Here is an 18,014-nt window from a genome sequence, read left to right as displayed (position 1 = left end):
TTTGTACTGAAAATCCTGTGTATAACAAGGATTAAAAAAGATATGTCATCGATTCATTTGTAATTGAAGACATTAAAAGAATGTAAAGAAGAATACTATGAAAGTATTTCTATGATCAAAAGTAAATGTACATCATTACTCAGTTTTTTCGAGTGATGAGGTATATCTATAGGATATAAGTCTAATAATGAAGCTCTCAATTAACCGAAATACTCTTATTAAAGAACCTTTTAAAATTAACCTAACACAAACTCACAATGAAAAATCGTAAACGCACAACAAGGTATAAGCACCTGTACACCTTGTTTATAATGATGTTATTATGTATGGGAATAAGTAATGGTTTTGCTAATACACCAACGAATACTAAACCTAAGAAAGTCTCTTCTTCTTATGATTGTGTTCCACCAACAACTAGCTTAGCAACTATTAGTCCTGTACAATCAGGTTTCTGGAATCAAGGATCTACGTGGCCTAATGGTGTTGCTCCAACTTCGAATGATGATGTAGTAGTGCCTCCAGGTATAGATTTAGTTATGGTAGGAACCTGTAGAGCAAGAAACATTAATGTACAAGGGAAATTAAGTGCTGTTAATTGGCAAGCTGGAGGAGCGTGGATCGATCTAGAAGCGCGAAGCATTATGGTTGCCAATGGCGGTTATATGGAAGTTGGAACTGAAGCACAACCTTATCATGCTAGTAGAAATGCTAATGGAATTAGTTGTCAGATCACACTTACGGGTACCAAAGTAGTCAATGCAGCTGCATCTTATAAAGCCATTATGGTTATGGGTGGTGGTCGTCTAGAATTACATGGAAAGAAAAGAATGAGTTGGACAAATATTGCAACTACAGCTAATCAAGGAGCGCAGCAAATTACACTTAAAGAAGCTGTAGACTGGGAAGTAGGAGATCAAATTGCATTAACTGCTACAGGATTAGCAAGCTCTCAGTCGAAAGCTTGGAACAATGTTGACGAAGCACGGATTACTGCCATTAGCGGAAATAGAAGAACACTTACATTAGCATCCCCACTGCAATTTACCCATATCGGTGGATCTAAAACCTATACAAGAGCTCGAGACGGGAAAACTTGGAATGTAAATATTCAGGCTGAAGTTGGTCTGCTGACACATTATATCAAGATTCAAGGAAAAATGGATGCTAATAATGAGCAAACTGGATTTGGAGGTCATATTATGTTGATGAAAAATTCTATCGCTCATGCAGAAAACGTTGAATTATATAAAATGGGCCAAAAAGGAGTTTTGGGAAGATACCCGTTTCATTGGCATTTAAATGAAGATAAAGCACAAGGAAGTTATTTTAGAAATAGTAGTGTACACAAATCATTTAATAGAGCTGTAACTATTCATGGTACTGATTATGTAACTGTAGATGGGATATTTGCCTATGATCAAATAGGGCACGGAATCTTTTTAGAAGATGGTGCAGAACGTTTTAACACCATTAAGAATAATGTAGTTTTTGTAACAAGAAGACCAAAACCAGGAGAACAATTAACACCTTCAGATAATGAAGCGAACGAACCCCAAAATAGAACTCCAGCTTCTTATTGGATTACGAATCCGAATAATTACTTCGAGAATAATGTAGCTGCAGGTACAGAAGGGACAGGATTTTGGTTTGCTTTTCCAGAAAGACCGATGTTTGATTCTGGAAACTTAGCCTATTATCAGGGGTTAAATCCTTCAAAAGAACCTTTAGGAAGTTTTGATGGTTTCGTAGCGCATACTTGTATGACTGGTTGGGACGTTTTTGACAGATTAAACCCTAATCATTCTTTAAAAAAGAATTTTGGATGGGATGTAAACACTAGACAATTAATTAAAGATGGTCTGATGTACGGAAATGATCAGGCATTATACAGTGGATTGGGAGTAGGAGGTACTAATGAGAATACAGTTTTTTATAATTGTGCTTTTAGTGATAATAAAACAGTTTCTATGCTTGCTGGAGATCTAACTATAGAAAATAGTTTGTTTAATGTAGATACAGATCTTGGAGTATTCAATGGAGTACGAGAATTCTTTAGGTTTTATGATGGACCTGGTAGACATATAGATTGTCATTTTGAAGGATGGAATCGATCTAATGCAGAAATGATTAAGCAAATTACAGGAGGAGGAGCCACAGAGAATTTTAACCCTACATTCCGTGGAACTACAAAAGGATTTTCAGAACCGTTCCCATTTAGATTTTTTCCTTTACCAAATACAGATAATACTCGCGCCAGGAAAGTGGGACAGTTCTTCAAAGACTATGATGGAGGATTAACCGGAAAAGCAAATACAACACTAATTAGAGATATAGCATTTCTTAGAGATGGACACGAATACAGACATCCTTCCTGGAGAAATGCTGCGAGATCTGATTATTTCTTCGCAGGATTATGGCTTGCAGGGATTAATTCCAGTGGAACACGAATATCAGTAGTCCGTTCGAAACCTGGAACAGAAAATGTTTGTTTCTATGAATCTGGAAATGCGTCTTCAGGAACGTATAAGTTTCCTACTATTGTCAATGAAGGCTTTAGATATACATATTATCTGGATAGAGCACCATCAAATAAAAGCATTCATCTCATTTGGAATAGAGGAGATGCTGGAGATTTAGGATTTGTAGTTTTTAAAGGACTAGGAAAACTCGGTAATTTTAGAGCAAGGGGGCATAATTTTAATTTACCACGTCTAAATTCTATTGCTGCGGTAGAAAGTGCAACGGATAATGCTTATTTCATAGCAGGTAACGGTGATGTATATCTTAAACTAAGAAATTTAGGAGGAGATGATAGATCTAATATTTTCTTTAACTGGGATAATAATGGAAGTTTCCAACCGGCAGCCCTACCATGTACTACGAATGATCTAGATGGAGTAACTGCAATGGATAGCGATGGTGATGGTAGACCAGATATTGTAGAAACAGATACTTGTGGAAACCCAAATAATGCATCTGATTTAAACTTTGAGTTTAGTAATACAGATGAGAGTTTTCAACGATTTAATACAGCTGCGGCAAATACAAGTAGTGATCAATTTTGGTTAATTAGAGCAGATAACTCCAATGATCCTTATATTGTTAGGAATGGTTTGAAATTCAGTGGAAATCAGGTGCCGCAGTTAAAAATTAGAACAAAATCTGAAGCTGCGGGTACTTTCCAATTATTCTGGGCAACTACCGATCAACCTAATTTTGCCGCAGATAGATCGGTAACAGTTGCTCCGCAAACAACTAACGTATTCGAAGAACTTGTATTTGATATGAGTAATCTGAATACATGGATGGGAAAAACAATTACCAAAATTCGTTTGGATTTTCCACCAGATGCTTCTGCGCCTAGACATACTTGGATAGATTATATACATGGACCCGATGCCTCCAATGCTCCATGTAATAATACTCCAGAGATAACTTTCACGAGTCCATCAAATGACCAGTTTATAGCAGGAGATGATATTGGTGTTGTAGTTGGGGTTACCAATGGAAATATTGCTAACATCAGACTTTATCTAAATGATATTTTGGTACGACAAGAAAATGCAGCTCCGTACGAATGGGGAAGTGCGAATCCAGGTGCTAATGATACTGCCTTATTAAATTTAGTAGCTGGAACCTATGAGTTAAAAGCAGTAGCGACAGCTACAAACGGTACAAGTACTACGGAAATTAAGACGATTACTGTAATTGATCTAACATGTGATATTATACCATATGTAAATATCAATAATACGGGTTGGGAATCTGTAGATATGGCTAGTGCTAATGTAGGTGATACGGTTTGGTTTGGTCCTCAATCTGAAGAATTTGGACCCACATCAAACGGTTGGTCCTGGATAGGTCCAAATAATTTTAGTCATAATGATAGAGGATTGTTATTGTCGAATGTTCAGTTAGATCAAGCAGGTACATATATCGTAACGAATATTGATGTGAATGGTTGTACGGCCTCAAAAAGTTTCACGCTTAATGTTGAGGAAGATGTAAGTGTGATTGCTATTCCTGGAAATTTCGAAGCTGAAGCTTACACTAATATATCTGGAAGTGTAAGAATAGAAAATACACCAGGTGGAGGAGAGAATCTTGGGTTCATTCTTAATGGGAACTATACTGAATATGAGATTGATGTAGCCGATTCTGGAATGTATGAAATTACTGCTTTTGCTTCTAGCGCTACAGAAGGAGGTAGTATCCAAATTTATACTAATAATACATTGAAAGGAACAATTCAAATTCCAAGTAATGCAAATTGGCATTCATATCAAGCCTACACCAGTTCTATAGCGATGTCTAGCGGGATTCAAACATTACGATTATCATATACTGGAGGAGGCAATTACTTATTTAATGTAGATAGAGTTGAAGTTACAAAACCAACTCAGATAGAAACTACTACCACATTATCAGTAATACATGATGCTTATCTAGATAATGGTATCCGTTTTAATAATAACATGGTGAGACTAGAAAATGGAAGACGTACCGGATATTTAATGTTTGATACATCTGGAATTAATGGAGAGATAGTAAGTGCCGAATTAGAATTTGAAGTATTTGGAGATGCTGGTAATGGAGGAGTTATTATTCAGGAAGGTACACATAGTAATTGGACAGAGGCAAATCTTTCCAATCAGAATAAACCAACTAAGAAATCACAGACAATAGGATCGAGAACAGGTACTTATACCATTGGCTCTACGATCACGGTGCCACTAGAACTTTCTAAGACTAATAGTAATAGAGTAAGTCTAATACTAGAAATGAATGGAGGAAATGATTTTGCTTTTGGATCTAAAGAAAATGGAACAACTGGAGCTCCAAAATTGGTAATTACGTATTTAGATAATAAAAACCCTGAAGGAACACAACAAGGCACACCTGTGTTATATCCGAATCCAGTGAGAAACATTCTAAGTATGTCTCAAGCAAATTTTACTAAAATCGTAAAAGTATATGATATGCTTGGAGCAGAAAAAATGAATGTTTCTTTGGGGGAAAACGAGAATGAACTTGATTTAGGTCGATTATCCAAAGGAATATATATGGTACGAATTATTGATCTAAATAATCGTAGAGCAGAACCCATGTTATATAAAGTTGTTAAGTCGGATTAGTAAAAGTGAATGTAGCCTTTGGACTATAATTCTATTAAAAAACCAAATCGCATATAAAGCGGTTTGGTTTTCTATACAAGGAATGTTATATCAATACGTTTAAATAGACCAATAAAATGTGAAAGTTTATAATGTAAGATCCATTAAATATCTCTTGGACTTAAACCAACCATTATTTACTAACTTATTAGAGGTAATATTATATGATAATTGTATCTCTATTATCTTTTGTCGAATAATATCTACTAAAACAAGAAAAAATAGTTTCAAGCATAGAAGAAATTCCAGACGTTTCTTCTTTAAACATGAATTTACATTGTATCACTTTATAGAATTTATTTAATACAGATCTTATTTGCAAGTCTTTCAATTGTATTAAGATCCTGATTAATTTTCTTTATCGTGAAGAAAACAGCTCAATTGTATTTGTTTTAATGTTCCTTCTCCTCTAGGATCTTTAACACTTTATTTTAAACATTAGATGTTTTCATTTTTTCAGGCTTCAATTAGTTGTCTGCAATATGATTGCATAGGATTTAATTGTCTATGACTTATTAATGTAAACAAAATATAAAATGCAAATATGGTCTCATATGCATATATGAAGATTATCAAATAAAACAATATAATTCTTTTAACCACTAAAATTAAACTAACTAATGAAAAAGCGTAAATACATACCAAAAAAACAACGTTTTTGTACGTTTGTTATAATGATGTTTTTGTTCGTGGGAATTGGCAATCTTTTTGCTCATACTCCTAGAAAGAATACCATTAAAAAGGTGACATCTTCTTATGATTGTCTACCTCCTTTAAATTTAGCTACCATACAACCAATACAATCTGGAGCATGGAATCAAGATAGTACCTGGCAAAATGGTATACGACCAACTTCAGGTGATGATGTGGTAGTACCTGAAGGAATGACACTAACACTAATTGGAAATTGTAATGCCAGAAGTATTAGAGTAAACGGAACTTTAAGAGCTTATAACCATCAAACTCAGGGAACCTGGTTTAACTTAACGACTAAGTATATCATGGTAATGGGGCAAAATGCATTAATGGAAATTGGCACAAAGGATCAACCCTATATCAGTACAGAAGGTGGTGTTATTACCTTAACTGGAACCAATAGAAATGAATTAATTCCAGGAACTTCTGTTAACTCTAAGGCTATTATGGTAATGGGTGGTGCTACTATGAATTTACATGGTAATCCAAAAAAGTCTTGGGTAAAAATAGGTACCCAAACACCTGTTGGTTCTACGTCAATTACGCTGGCAGAAGTGGTTGATTGGGAAGTAGGTGATACAGTAGTTATCACGTCTAACAGATTAAATCCTGAGGAAGCAGAAGAAAGAACTATAACTGGGGTCTCTGCTAATGGAAGAACAATTTCATTTGCACAAGGGTTACAATACCCTAGAATGGGAGAGTTACAAATGTATTCTAATGGATCCAGAAGTTGGACAATGGATACAAGAGTTGAAGTAGGGTTGTTAAGTAGAAATATTACCATACAAGGTGGTAATGATACTACAGACGCCAATCGATATGGTGCGCATGTTATGATTATGAATGGATCTGTTGGAAACGCTGATAATGTTGAATTCTTCAGAATGGGACAAGGAGGAACCTTAGCTAGATATCCTTGGCACTGGCACTTATTAGGGGAGTCTGGTACAGGACAGTATATCAGCAACTGTAGTATTCGAAAAAGTTACAACAGAGCAATTACAGTTCATGGTACTTGGGGTACTTTAGTGGATAATAATGTTGCGTATGACCATAGAGGGCATGGAATCTTTTTGGAAGATGGCTCAGAGATTAATAATGTGTTTTCAAATAATCTGGTCTTGCTATCGAGAAAACCGCTTGCTCAGGATAAATTATTAGATTCTGATTTTGATTTTTCTCAGAACCAAAATGCTTCTCCTTCTGCTTTTTGGATTACCAATCCCGACAACACCTTTATTAATAATATCGTTGCAGGTACAGAGGGTACGGCCTATTGGTTCGCTTTTCCTGATAAACCCACAGGCTTATCTGAAAGTTTACCTTCTCTTGCAAATCTAAGACCACGTCAAACCGAATTTGGTGAATTTTCTGGAAATACTGTCCATAGTACGTTTTCAGGATTTGATATTAATGATGCACTTACAAATAATCATAGCCTAAGAACTAATGTTGGGTTCAGCATCAATAATCCATTTATTGTAAGAGATTTTACGGCCTTTAGTAATAACTTAAATATATATGCTGGTATTGGTAGTGTTTTAGAAGATATCATTTTTGAAAATGCGACCTTATCTGATGCACGATTTCATACGATGGTAGCTACCAGATTAACGGTTCAAAATTCATTACTTATATCTGATACAGGTAATGGCATCTTCTCCTCAAACCAGCAAAAATCCCTAAACCTTTTGTATGATGGTGCGATCAGAATGTATGATTCCCATTTGGTAAATTGGAATAGATCTGACAGCTCTATATTTGATAATAACGGAGCAGGATCTAAATTCTCTAATCACTTATTGCGCGGTATCACCTATAATCACCAAGGAACTGCAAACGTGAACATTGCTCATCAACATAGGCCTCCTACAACAAATTCTGCTAATTGTATGCAAACTTGGAGTAATGTTATTAGAGATTTGGACGGCTCTGTAACACGTACAGGTGTACCAAGTACATTACTTAGTCAAAACGGTTTTATGTTACTTGATGGTTCCTACCAGCCTTATAACTGGAATGGACTTCATAGTACTCCAGAATCTTTTGTGACGATGAGGGTAGGTAACGATGTAAACAGCACCATTACTAGAAAGAAGGAGGGATGTGGTATCTCTAAATCTATTCAAATGAACCCTTGTGCAGTAGGTCCTAATTCGAATTTTCACTTGACAGTTGATGATGCTCAAAACAAATACGAGCAATCTATATACTACAATAGTCTTGTTGGCAATAATATGGAAATAAAAATGTATAATGATCAGTTAGCCGGTAGAGAAGTAACCGTTCGTTTTAAAGGTTTTGGAAACCTGAATGGAATAAGAATGGATGGAATAACTCAGAGTGGTAACCTTGCTGCTGTGAGAAATTCTAACACTACAGCTTATACAAGAAATAACGGTGATTTATATATAAAGTTTGTACTAAGTAACGAACTGAGATATACTCAGTACATGGTTAGATGGAATTCAGGTAATTTACCTAATTTTAATATCTATAATTCAGAACCTGATTTGATGAATGCCTACGTTACCACATCTAATCAATCAGGTTGTAATGCAAGAGCTACTTTTCATATTGCTAACAATCCAAATCGTACGAACCTAGAAATAAGTTTAGACGGAGGAAAAACTTATTCCCAAACGATTAATGATAATGTAGGTAATAGAAGTTTTAATAACGTTCCAGTTGGTACTTTGATTTATGCAAGATGGGCTGGACAATCCTGTGGTATACCTGTTGGTATGGTAAGGAATAATAAAAATGCTGATTGTGACAGCAATATTCCGGTAGAAAACAATCCACCATCTGTAAGTTTTCAAAGTCCAAGTAGTGATCAGTTTGATGAAGGAGCGGATTTAGGCGTAGTAGTTAATGCATCAGATAATGATGGTGCTATAACTAATGTTATATTATATATCAATGACGTTTTAGTACGACAAGAAAATGGAGCTCCTTATGAGTGGGGAACTGCAAATGCAGGTAATGAAGATCCTTTATTACTCAACTTGTCTGCTGGTAATTATACCTTAAGAGCAGTAGCAACTGATAATAGTGGTGCAAGCACTACCATTACGAAAACTATTTACGTTTCAGGAGAAAATCAATCCCCAGTAGTAACTTTTACAAGTCCTGTGAATACATCATTTGACGTGGGAGAAAATCTTGGTGTAGTGATTGATGCGTCTGATAGTGATGGTTCTATTGCTAATGTTAGATTATATATCAATGATGAATTTGTGCGTCAGGAAAATGTAGTTCCTTACGAATGGGGTATAGCAAATGCAGGTAACGAAGATCCTTTATTACTGAACTTGGCGGTTGGAAGCTATACGTTAAGAGCGGTAGCTACAGATAACAGTGGAACTACAGCAACTGCTATAAAGAGCATTACCATAGTGGATTCAAATACCGATCCCGATCCTGATACAGGTTGTGTGGTATCAAGTCTTAAATTCGATTTTAACGGAACTGATGAAGGTTTTATAAGACAAAATATTGCCGCGCACAATACCTCAAATGATATGTATTGGTTATTACGATCGGATTATTCTAACGATCCATACATTATCAAAAATGGGTTAAGTTTTCAAGGAAATCAAGTACCCAAATTCCGTGTTAGAGCTAAATCAGAAGCAAGTGGTATGTTTCAATTATTTTGGACTACAACAGATCAACCTAATTTTGCACAAGCACGTTCAGTTGTAGTAGCACCACAAACTACCAATGTGTATGAGGATCTGGTTTTTGACATGAGTGGTTTCAACACATGGATGGGAAAAACAATAACAGCGATACGTTTGGATTTCCCGACTGATGTAACTGCTCCTAGACATACGTTTATTGATTATATCCATGGAACATCAAATGAACCGTGTGATGATGGTGACAACCCTATTGAAGGAAATACTAAGGTTCACATACGTAAGCGTAATGCTATCAATTTCGCCCTGGACGGCGGGAATGGTGGTGCTCCTAATAATAACGTGTTTTTATATGCTGCCAATCCAAATAATGTAAACCAGCAATGGATAGAAATTGATCGTGGGAATGGCTATTATTCATACCAAAAAGTAAATACTGACTTATGTATGGATGGAGGAAATAACGGAGCATTACGTCAAAACATAATTCTATGGAACTGTCAAAATAACAATCAGAATCAGCATTGGAGAAAGGTGAAGATCTCTGGGGATATGTATCGTTTGGAAAAACGAAACTCTAGTGGATTCTCAATAGATGGAGATTTTGGAGGAGCTAATGGAAGGGCTACCTATCTATGGGCTAACAGTAATAGTAATCAAAATCAACATTGGATTTTTGAGGTGTTAGAAGAAGATAAAACTCCAATAGAAGATGAGGAGTTGAGACTTTACCCTAATCCAGTTCAGAACACCTTATTTATCTCTGGAAATACAGCTGGGAAAGTAGTTACAGTATATGACGTATTAGGAGCTGTTAAAATTAAAAAGGAGTTAACAGAAGGAGAAAATATTATTTCTATGGAACCTTTTTCTGCTGGGCTATATTTAGTTAAAATAATGGATTTTGATAATAGTTCAAATACTAAAACTTTTAAAGTTGCTAAAAAATAGGTTGTTTTTCTTAGATAAATAATGGATGATTAGAATTATTGATCTAAAAAACTCAAATGCTACAATAAAGTGGTAAAACAGATGAATAGAACGATAACGGACCTCTTTGTAATTTGCAAAGAGGTCCGTTACTTTATAAAAGTGTACAATTAGGTTTAAAGATCAAATGCTTGTGGTAGCCAAAGACTTAATTCTGGTATATAGGTGATCAATACCAGAACAAGTATCATAATCAAAAATAAGGGCATTAAAGGTCTTATTACTTTCTGAATGCTTAATTCTGCAACACTACATCCTACAAAAAGAACAGAGCCAACAGGAGGTGTACATAACCCAATACATAGATTTAATATCATGACAATGCCAAAATGAATAGGATTCATTCCTAAATCGGTTACAATAGGTAAAAATATTGGTGTAAAAATTAGTACTGCTGGAGTCATATCCATAAATACTCCAACAAACAATAAAATAAGATTGATAAGGATTAATATAACAATCGGATTATCACTAACAGAAAGCAATGCATTACTAATTTCCTGTGGAATATTTTCATAAGACATTACCCAAGACATAGCAATGGAAGTAGCAATTAATAATAATACAATTGATGAGGTTTTAGTCGTTTCTAGTAATATCAATGGAATACTTTTAAATGTAATTTCCTTGTAAACCAATGCTAAAATAAACGTATAGATCACTGCAATTGCAGATGCTTCGGTAGCTGTAAAAATCCCAGCAACAATACCTCCAATAACTACTACTAATAATAAAAGGCTGGGTAATGCATCTAAAAATCTCTTGAAAAAAGTAGAAATACTGACTAATTTTTCAGTGGGATATTTTTTGATAATCGAATAAATTCCTGCCACTAACATTAGGGCAAAGCCAATTAGTAATCCAGGGATATATCCAGCTACAAATAAAGCAGCTATAGAAACTCCACCGCTGGCAAGTGAATATATGATTAATACATTACTTGGTGGAATTAATAAACCTGTCGTAGAACTTGTGATATTCACTGCAGCACTAAAAGATTTGTCATATCCTTCTTTTTCCATCATTGGATTCATAAACCCTCCAATAGCAGAAGCTGCTGCTACCGCAGAACCAGAAATGGCACCAAAAAGCATACATGCAAATATATTTACAAAGGCTAATCCACCAGGTAAAGGTCCTACAATCGCTTTTGCAAAATTAATAAGCCTTACCGCAATACCTCCTCTGTTCATAATTTGTCCAGCTAATATAAAGAACGGGATGGCAGAGAGAGTAAAACTATCTAACGATGTTGCCATGCGCTGTGCTAATGTAGTAACCGATGGCATAAAAGGCATTGCAACAATTAAGGTAAATAATCCAGAAAGCCCAATGGCGTAGGCTACAGGAACTCGAATCGATAGTAGTACCAGAAAACTTAGTGTTAAGATTAAAACTTCAGTATAATTCATAAACTATTTTTTAAGAGCTCTTTTTTGTAGCAAAATTTCCAAAGAATAATAACAAACCAATAAACCACTAAGTGGAATAACCAGATATATAATCCCTAAAGGAATCTCTAGGGTAGCTGATTTTTGCTCAAATACAAAAGTTAACCAACACAGTCTTGCACCACCAATTACCATTACCAGAAAACCGAAGACAAATACTGCTATTTGTATAATTCCGTCGTAGAATAGTTGCTTTTTAGCAATGATGCGAGATGGAATTAAATCTATAGCTAAGTGCAGCCGTTTCCCTGTTGCATATGCAGCTCCTAACAATCCTAACCAGATCAGTGAAAAACTAGAAATTTCATCAGTGATCGTACTTGGTGATTGTAATAAAAACCGTGAAAAAACCTGCCAGATGACACTAAATAGCATTATTAAGAATAATAAAACCAATGCTTTTTCTAAAAGAGTATCTATTATCTTTTTCATTGATTTGTGTTTTTGATATTGTGTATAAGAGATACTATTTCTGGGTGATCACTAAACATAGCTTGAATACTTTTAGTGTTTTCTTGAAACGGGACTTTATCAGGTGTAATAATTTCTACACCAGATTTAGTAATAACATCTAAAGATTCTTTCTCTGAAGCGGCCCATAATTTTCGTTGTTCTATAGTGGATTCTCTGGCAGCTTCTTTTAGCCATTTTTGTTCCTGTTCCGATAATCGTTCCCAAGTATCTAAACCAATCAATAGCACATCCGGAACAGAAGTATGTTGATCTAAGCTAAAGTATTTGCATATTTCATAATGCTTAGAAGTGTAAAAACTAGGAAGGTTATTTTCTGCTCCATCTACAACGCCTTGTTGTAATGCGGTATATAATTCTCCCCACGAAATTGGAGTTGGAGACCCGCCTAAGGAATTCACCATAGCAATTGCCATATTACTTTTCTGGACTCTTATTTTAAGCCCTTCAAGATCTGTAGGAGTGTTAATGGGTTTTTCTTTGGTATAAAAACTTCGGCTACCAGCATCGTAGAATGTGAGTCCTCTTAGTCTAAATTTATCACCTTTGGTGAGCATCTCATCACCAATAGCACCATCAAAAACATCAAAAGCATGTTTTCTATCTCTAAATAGATAAGGAATGCTGAACACTTTATATTCTGTTATAAAATTTTCTAAAACAGCAGCAGAAACCTTGGTGATGTCTAAACTACCTATTTGTAATAGTTCTAGACATTCTCTTTCAGCACCAAGTTGACCACTTGGATATAACTTAACTTGTAGGTTTCCATTGGATTTTTTTTCGAGTTTTTCTCCCAAAATAACCATTGCTCTATGTACTGGATGTTTTGTGTCCAAAGTATGAGCTAGCCTGAGAACTTTGGTCTCTTTTTCCGTAGAACATGATATTAACAAAACCAAACCAGTAAAAAATAAAATTAATTTCTTCATTTCCATAGACTTTGATTTTTTATTGATTGTATATGCTGTATCACTTGTTTGATATCACCAGTAAGTTTTGAGAAGTTTTGTTTTTTGATATCATTTTTATCAAAAAGTTGAGATCCCATTCCTACACAGCTCACTCCAGAATCAAACCATAGTTTCAAATTTTCTAATGTAGGCTGCACGCCTCCTGTAGGCATTATTTTTATTTGCGGCAAAACAGATTTTACTGCTTTTATGAAATCCGAACCTAAAACGTTACCGGGAAAAGCTTTGATGAGTTTTGCTCCATATTGATGAGCTGTATAAACTTCAGTAATGGTAGCGCATCCGGGAATGGATAATAAGTCTATTTCATTGCAAAAATCCATAACTTCTGGAATCAAAGCGGGTGAGACAATGAAATCTGTTTTAGCATCTATAAATTGTTGTGCTTGAGCTTTACTAAATATGGTTCCAATACCTAAAAGTAAATCTTCATATTTAGTTGCGTATTTCTTTAATTCAGAAAATACATCAAGAGCTTTGGTATCTCTATTCGTAAATTCGAATACCCTAATGCCAGCATCATACGAAGCGTCCAATACTTTTTTAGAAATTTCAATATCAGAATGATTAAAAACAGGAATGACGCCCACTTTTTCCATTATAGAAACCATATGTTCTTTAGTATACTTCATTTATCGTAATAATTGCCCAATGTTGTTACCATTTACTAATTGTTCAACTTCCTCTATGGAAACCAAATTAGCATCACCAGTAATCCCATGTTTTAATACCGATGATGCTAAAGCAAACTCTAAAGCTTCTCTATTTTCTTTGTATATTAACCCATAAATTAGTCCAGCCATAAACGCATCCCCACCACCAATTCTATCTACAATACTTTGGATATCATAGGTTTGAGAAGTGTATAGTGTGTTGTTGTTCCATAGCACAGCTGATAATTTATTATGAGTAGCAGAAATAATTTCTCTGTGTGTATTGGATATAGTATGAATGTTAGGATATTGTTTTTGAATTTTTTTACAAGCTTCTTCATAGTTATCCGCAGAAATGTTCAAACAGTTTTTGAAATCTGTTAAACCTCCAACAATCACATTACTTTTACTTATTAGATCTGGCATAATGTCTAAAGGGGATTTTCCATATTGCCAAAGATTTCTACGATAATTGATATCACTACTGATGGTAATTCCTAGTTCTTTCGCTGTGGTAATAGCATTTAAACATATTTGTGCAGCAGAAGCAGAAATTGCAGGAGTAATTCCTGTCCAATGAAACCAATCTGCATCTTTAAGAATTTCGTTCCAGTTAAACAGTGAAGGATCTAATTGAGAAAATGAAGAATGAAATCGATCATAAATAATTTTTGAAGATCGCTGCATGACGCCATGTTCAAGGAAGTATAAACCCATTCGACCTTCAGCGAATTTGATATGATCTGTATGAATTCCAGATTTTTTTAAATAAGCACAAGCAGTTTTTCCGATAGCATTATTAGGAAATCCAGTAATATGGTAAGTAGATATATCCCATCTGGCTAAAGATACGGCAACATTAGCTTCTGTACCACCAAAATGAATATTGTACGAGTTCGATTGTTCGAATCGTTCATGAGATGCTGTAGTAAGACGCATCAGTACTTCTCCAAATGTTACTACCTGTTTGCTCATATTAATTTATTACTATAGGATTGGATAATTTATAACTGGTTTCCTCAACCATTTTTTCGAACCCTTCAGAAGTTTTAAATTGTTTGTCAGATGCTTCCCATCCAGAAAGAAAATAGAAAGTGGTTGGTTTTTGACTGGAAACCTGCAGGACAGTATAATAGGTGTTTACAATATCCATTCCTCCATCATCGACTCTCTCCTGAGCAATAAAATCATCTTTAGAAACTAATAGCGCCATACCTAATAGGTCCTTATTTTCCGATTGCTTACCAAAGGTTTCTATAACATTGTATTTGTTGTACACTTTGGTGTTCATTTCATTAGGTTTTAGATTTACAATTCCACTTACTAGTTTCATTTGATCTGTTAGACCTTTAAAAAAGACATCACTTTGGTATCCCCACTGTCCTTTCCAAATAGTAATTCTGTGAATCACATCTATATGTTGATCTCCGATCTTTGAGTTTTGATATTTCATTTCAAAAATTGACCGGAGAGGACCTTCAGTAATCACTTGGAATTTGGCGTGATCTACTCCAGTAATTCGATATAAAGAATCCTTGTATTTGATTGCTAGTGCTCCTGCACCCAATGATTGCCCAACTTTAAGTATATCCATACCCCAATCAGCTAATTCATGGTAGTTTCCTTCTCCTAATCCAACCTTGTCTAAAACAGGTTCTGAAGTTGTTTTACCAAAAATGTCGATGCCATTTCTAGGGTCAAAGTAGAACCTAAAACCTACTTTATCATTCTCCCAAGCTGGTCCTTCCATTTGATAAAAAATACTATCATTAGTTCTGGGATCTTCCTTTCTTTCTTGAGCTAGAACTTCTTTTACATTTGATTTGTTGGTTCCTATACCGAAACGAATATTTGTATTTGGTTTAAAGGAAGGAATGTCATCTGAAGAGATAGTTGTCAATGCTAATTTTCTAGTTTGATTCGGTTTAAAATCTAAAACTAAACTCATCTCATCCCAAATACCATCGTTTTCTAAATCATCGAGTTGAAATGGGACCACTTTTCCTGTAGAATCCTTCAGTACTGGAACATGGTTTGTCGGAATACTATCTAAAACTGTAACTATTCGATCTTTAGAAATAACAATATTTTCATCTTTTCGATCAATATCAGTAGTGTTCGTAAAATTAAGATACTTTGCGGGTAATTCAGGTGTGGAATTATCTTTGCAACTTATAACGATAAAGAGCAAAGAAATAATAATAAAGAGATGTTTCATCTGTCTATTTTTATGGTTTTAATTTTTAAATGGAATGTACCTTGAAGTATAACCGTTATCGATAACCTAATAATAGGTTTCATTCCATTATTGCTCGTTTGAAGGTTTACCAATTGTGGCAAGAATTCCTCCATCTACATAGAGTATATGTCCGTTGATAAAATCACTTGCTTTTGAAGCAAGAAAAATTGCTGAACCAGCAAGATCATTTGGGTCTCCCCATTTTGCAGCTGGAGTTCTGTTTACAATAAAATCATTAAATGGATGCCCGTCGATTCGAATTGGCGCAGTTTGTTCTGTTGCGAAATATCCAGGACCAATTCCATTAACTTGTATATTGTGTTTTGCCCACTCCGTTGCCATATTCTGAGTTAACATTTTTAAACCTCCTTTAGCAGCAGCATAAGCTCCTACAGTATTACGACCTAATTCGCTCATCATGGAGCAGATATTAATGATCTTTCCAGATTTTCGTTGTATCATTCCTCTGACTACATGTTTGGAGACAATAAAAGGGCTCACTAGATCTACATTCAGTACTTCTTTAAAGTCATCAACTTCCATATTTTCCAAAGGGATCCGTTTGATAATTCCAGCGTTATTAATAAGAATATGAATAGGTCCTATTTCACTTTCAATTTTTGTAATCGAGTCTTGTACTTCGTTCTCATTAGTTACATCGAACTTATAGCCTTTAGCTTTGATGCCTAAATTGGTATAAGTTGTTACCGCATTATCAATTTTTTCTTGTGATGAGTTTCCATTTACAATGATAGTTGCACCAGCAAGTCCAAGACCTTTTGCCATGGCCATCCCCAAACCGTGAGTAGCTCCGGTTATTAAGGCATTTTTACCTTTGATGTCGAATAGTGATAATGACATAGGTTATTTATTTAAGATCGGTTATTTTACAAGTATCCATATCTCCATAATCCAAATTTTCTCCTGCCATTCCCCAAATAAATGTGTAGTTGGAAGTACCAGAACCGGAATGGATAGACCAAGGAGGAGAAATAACAGCTTGTTCATTTTGCATCCAGATATGTCGAGTTTCATTGGTTTGACCCATAAAGTGACAAATAGATTGACCTTCAGGAACTTCAAAATAAAAATACACTTCCATTCTTCGATCATGAGAATGAGCGGGCATTGTATTCCAAACGCTACCTTTTTTTAACTCAGTCATCCCCATTTGTAATTGACAGGTCTCTACAATTCCTCCAACAATAAGTTGTAGTACAGTTCTATGATTGGATGTTTCCAGAGAACCTAATTCAATTTTATTGGCTTTTTCTTTAGTCACCTTTACAGTAGGGTAGGTGTGATGAGCAGGAGCAGAGTTGATATAAAATTTAGCTGGATTAGAAGCACTCTGACTTTTAAATAGTATCTCTTTATTTCCTTTTCCTACGTATAAGGCTTCTTTATATTCTAAATCATAAGAAGTGCCATCCACTACAACCGTTCCTTTTCCTCCAACATTGATGATACCTAATTCTCTTCTCTCTAAAAAATAAGACGCTTTTAAAGGATCGATAGGCTCAAGTTTTAAAGTGTCTTTCGGTACAGCAGAACCAGCAATATATCTATCATAGTGAGAATAGGTGAGATTGATTTTTCCAAGTTGCATGATGTTTTCTATCAAAAATTCATCTCTTAACTCGGTAGTATCCATTGCTTTTACAGCCTTAGGGTGAGATGCATATCTTGATTCGTAAGCAGTAGCCATAATTCTATTAT

At 35.0% G+C, this 18,014-nt stretch carries 10 protein-coding genes; 2 read left to right on the top strand and 8 right to left on the bottom strand.

All coding sequences use genetic code 11. From position 1 onward, the window contains the following. The first annotated feature begins 311 nt into the window (after window positions 1-311). Together Q1A73_RS08255 and Q1A73_RS08250 are read left to right on the top strand one after the other, a co-directional pair. Complete coding sequence (locus tag Q1A73_RS08255) at window positions 312-5,135, top strand: carbohydrate-binding protein (protein ID WP_299604071.1); 4,824 nt, start codon at window positions 312-314, stop codon at window positions 5,133-5,135. A 659-nt stretch (window positions 5,136-5,794) separates the two neighbouring features. Beyond that, entirely contained in the window at window positions 5,795-10,468 is a 4,674-nt protein-coding gene (locus tag Q1A73_RS08250) for an Ig-like domain-containing protein (RefSeq protein ID WP_299604068.1), read from the top strand. A gap of 155 nt (window positions 10,469-10,623) precedes the next feature. On the opposite strand, the gene Q1A73_RS08245 is transcribed toward Q1A73_RS08250, so the two are convergent. The 8 genes from Q1A73_RS08245 to kduI all read right to left on the bottom strand — a co-directional run bounded on the left by Q1A73_RS08245 (window position 10,624) and on the right by kduI (window position 18,003). Beyond that, complete coding sequence (locus Q1A73_RS08245) at window positions 10,624-11,919, bottom strand: TRAP transporter large permease (protein WP_299604066.1); 1,296 nt, start codon at window positions 11,917-11,919, stop codon at window positions 10,624-10,626. A gap of 3 nt (window positions 11,920-11,922) precedes the next feature. Beyond that, window positions 11,923-12,390 (bottom strand): TRAP transporter small permease, encoded by a 468-nt coding sequence (locus Q1A73_RS08240; RefSeq protein ID WP_299604064.1) that lies wholly within the window; start codon window positions 12,388-12,390, stop codon window positions 11,923-11,925. Further along, complete coding sequence (locus Q1A73_RS08235; RefSeq protein WP_366141437.1) at window positions 12,387-13,361, bottom strand: TRAP transporter substrate-binding protein; 975 nt, start codon at window positions 13,359-13,361, stop codon at window positions 12,387-12,389. The genes Q1A73_RS08240 and Q1A73_RS08235 overlap by 4 nt, the downstream gene beginning before the upstream one ends. Next, the gene (locus tag Q1A73_RS08230; RefSeq protein WP_299604060.1) at window positions 13,358-14,035 is read right to left on the bottom strand and encodes a bifunctional 4-hydroxy-2-oxoglutarate aldolase/2-dehydro-3-deoxy-phosphogluconate aldolase; all 678 of its coding nucleotides are present in this window, start codon (window positions 14,033-14,035) and stop codon (window positions 13,358-13,360) included. The genes Q1A73_RS08235 and Q1A73_RS08230 overlap by 4 nt, the downstream gene beginning before the upstream one ends. Next, window positions 14,036-15,031, bottom strand: coding sequence for a sugar kinase (locus Q1A73_RS08225; RefSeq protein WP_299604059.1), 996 nt, complete (start codon window positions 15,029-15,031; stop codon window positions 14,036-14,038). 1 nt (window position 15,032) lies between these two features. Continuing rightward, on the bottom strand, window positions 15,033-16,274 hold the full coding sequence (locus tag Q1A73_RS08220) for a DUF4861 domain-containing protein (protein WP_299604057.1): 1,242 nt from the start codon (window positions 16,272-16,274) through the stop codon (window positions 15,033-15,035). A gap of 87 nt (window positions 16,275-16,361) precedes the next feature. Beyond that, window positions 16,362-17,156, bottom strand: coding sequence for a gluconate 5-dehydrogenase (locus Q1A73_RS08215; RefSeq protein WP_299604055.1), 795 nt, complete (start codon window positions 17,154-17,156; stop codon window positions 16,362-16,364). Window positions 17,157-17,163: 7 nt separating this feature from the next. After that, entirely contained in the window at window positions 17,164-18,003 is an 840-nt protein-coding gene (kduI, locus tag Q1A73_RS08210; RefSeq protein WP_299604052.1) for a 5-dehydro-4-deoxy-D-glucuronate isomerase, read from the bottom strand. Window positions 18,004-18,014: the final 11 nt, after the last annotated feature.

The sequence above is a fragment of the uncultured Aquimarina sp. genome (assembly GCF_947492115.1).
GTDB lineage: Bacteria > Bacteroidota > Bacteroidia > Flavobacteriales > Flavobacteriaceae > Aquimarina.
This window is presented reverse-complemented; position numbering and strand designations above follow the sequence as displayed.

Coding starts and splice junctions, on each gene's coding strand:
- Q1A73_RS08225 (WP_299604059.1), bottom strand. CDS start 15,031: ATGAGCAAACAGGTAGTAACATTTGGAGAAGTACTGATGCGTCTTACT.
- kduI (WP_299604052.1), bottom strand. CDS start 18,003: ATGGCTACTGCTTACGAATCAAGATATGCATCTCACCCTAAGGCTGTA.
- Q1A73_RS08255 (WP_299604071.1), top strand. CDS start 312: ATGATGTTATTATGTATGGGAATAAGTAATGGTTTTGCTAATACACCA.
- Q1A73_RS08245 (WP_299604066.1), bottom strand. CDS start 11,919: ATGAATTATACTGAAGTTTTAATCTTAACACTAAGTTTTCTGGTACTA.
- Q1A73_RS08215 (WP_299604055.1), bottom strand. CDS start 17,156: ATGTCATTATCACTATTCGACATCAAAGGTAAAAATGCCTTAATAACC.
- Q1A73_RS08220 (WP_299604057.1), bottom strand. CDS start 16,274: ATGAAACATCTCTTTATTATTATTTCTTTGCTCTTTATCGTTATAAGT.
- Q1A73_RS08230 (WP_299604060.1), bottom strand. CDS start 14,035: ATGAAGTATACTAAAGAACATATGGTTTCTATAATGGAAAAAGTGGGC.
- Q1A73_RS08250 (WP_299604068.1), top strand. CDS start 5,795: ATGAAAAAGCGTAAATACATACCAAAAAAACAACGTTTTTGTACGTTT.
- Q1A73_RS08240 (WP_299604064.1), bottom strand. CDS start 12,390: ATGAAAAAGATAATAGATACTCTTTTAGAAAAAGCATTGGTTTTATTA.
- Q1A73_RS08235 (WP_366141437.1), bottom strand. CDS start 13,361: ATGAAGAAATTAATTTTATTTTTTACTGGTTTGGTTTTGTTAATATCA.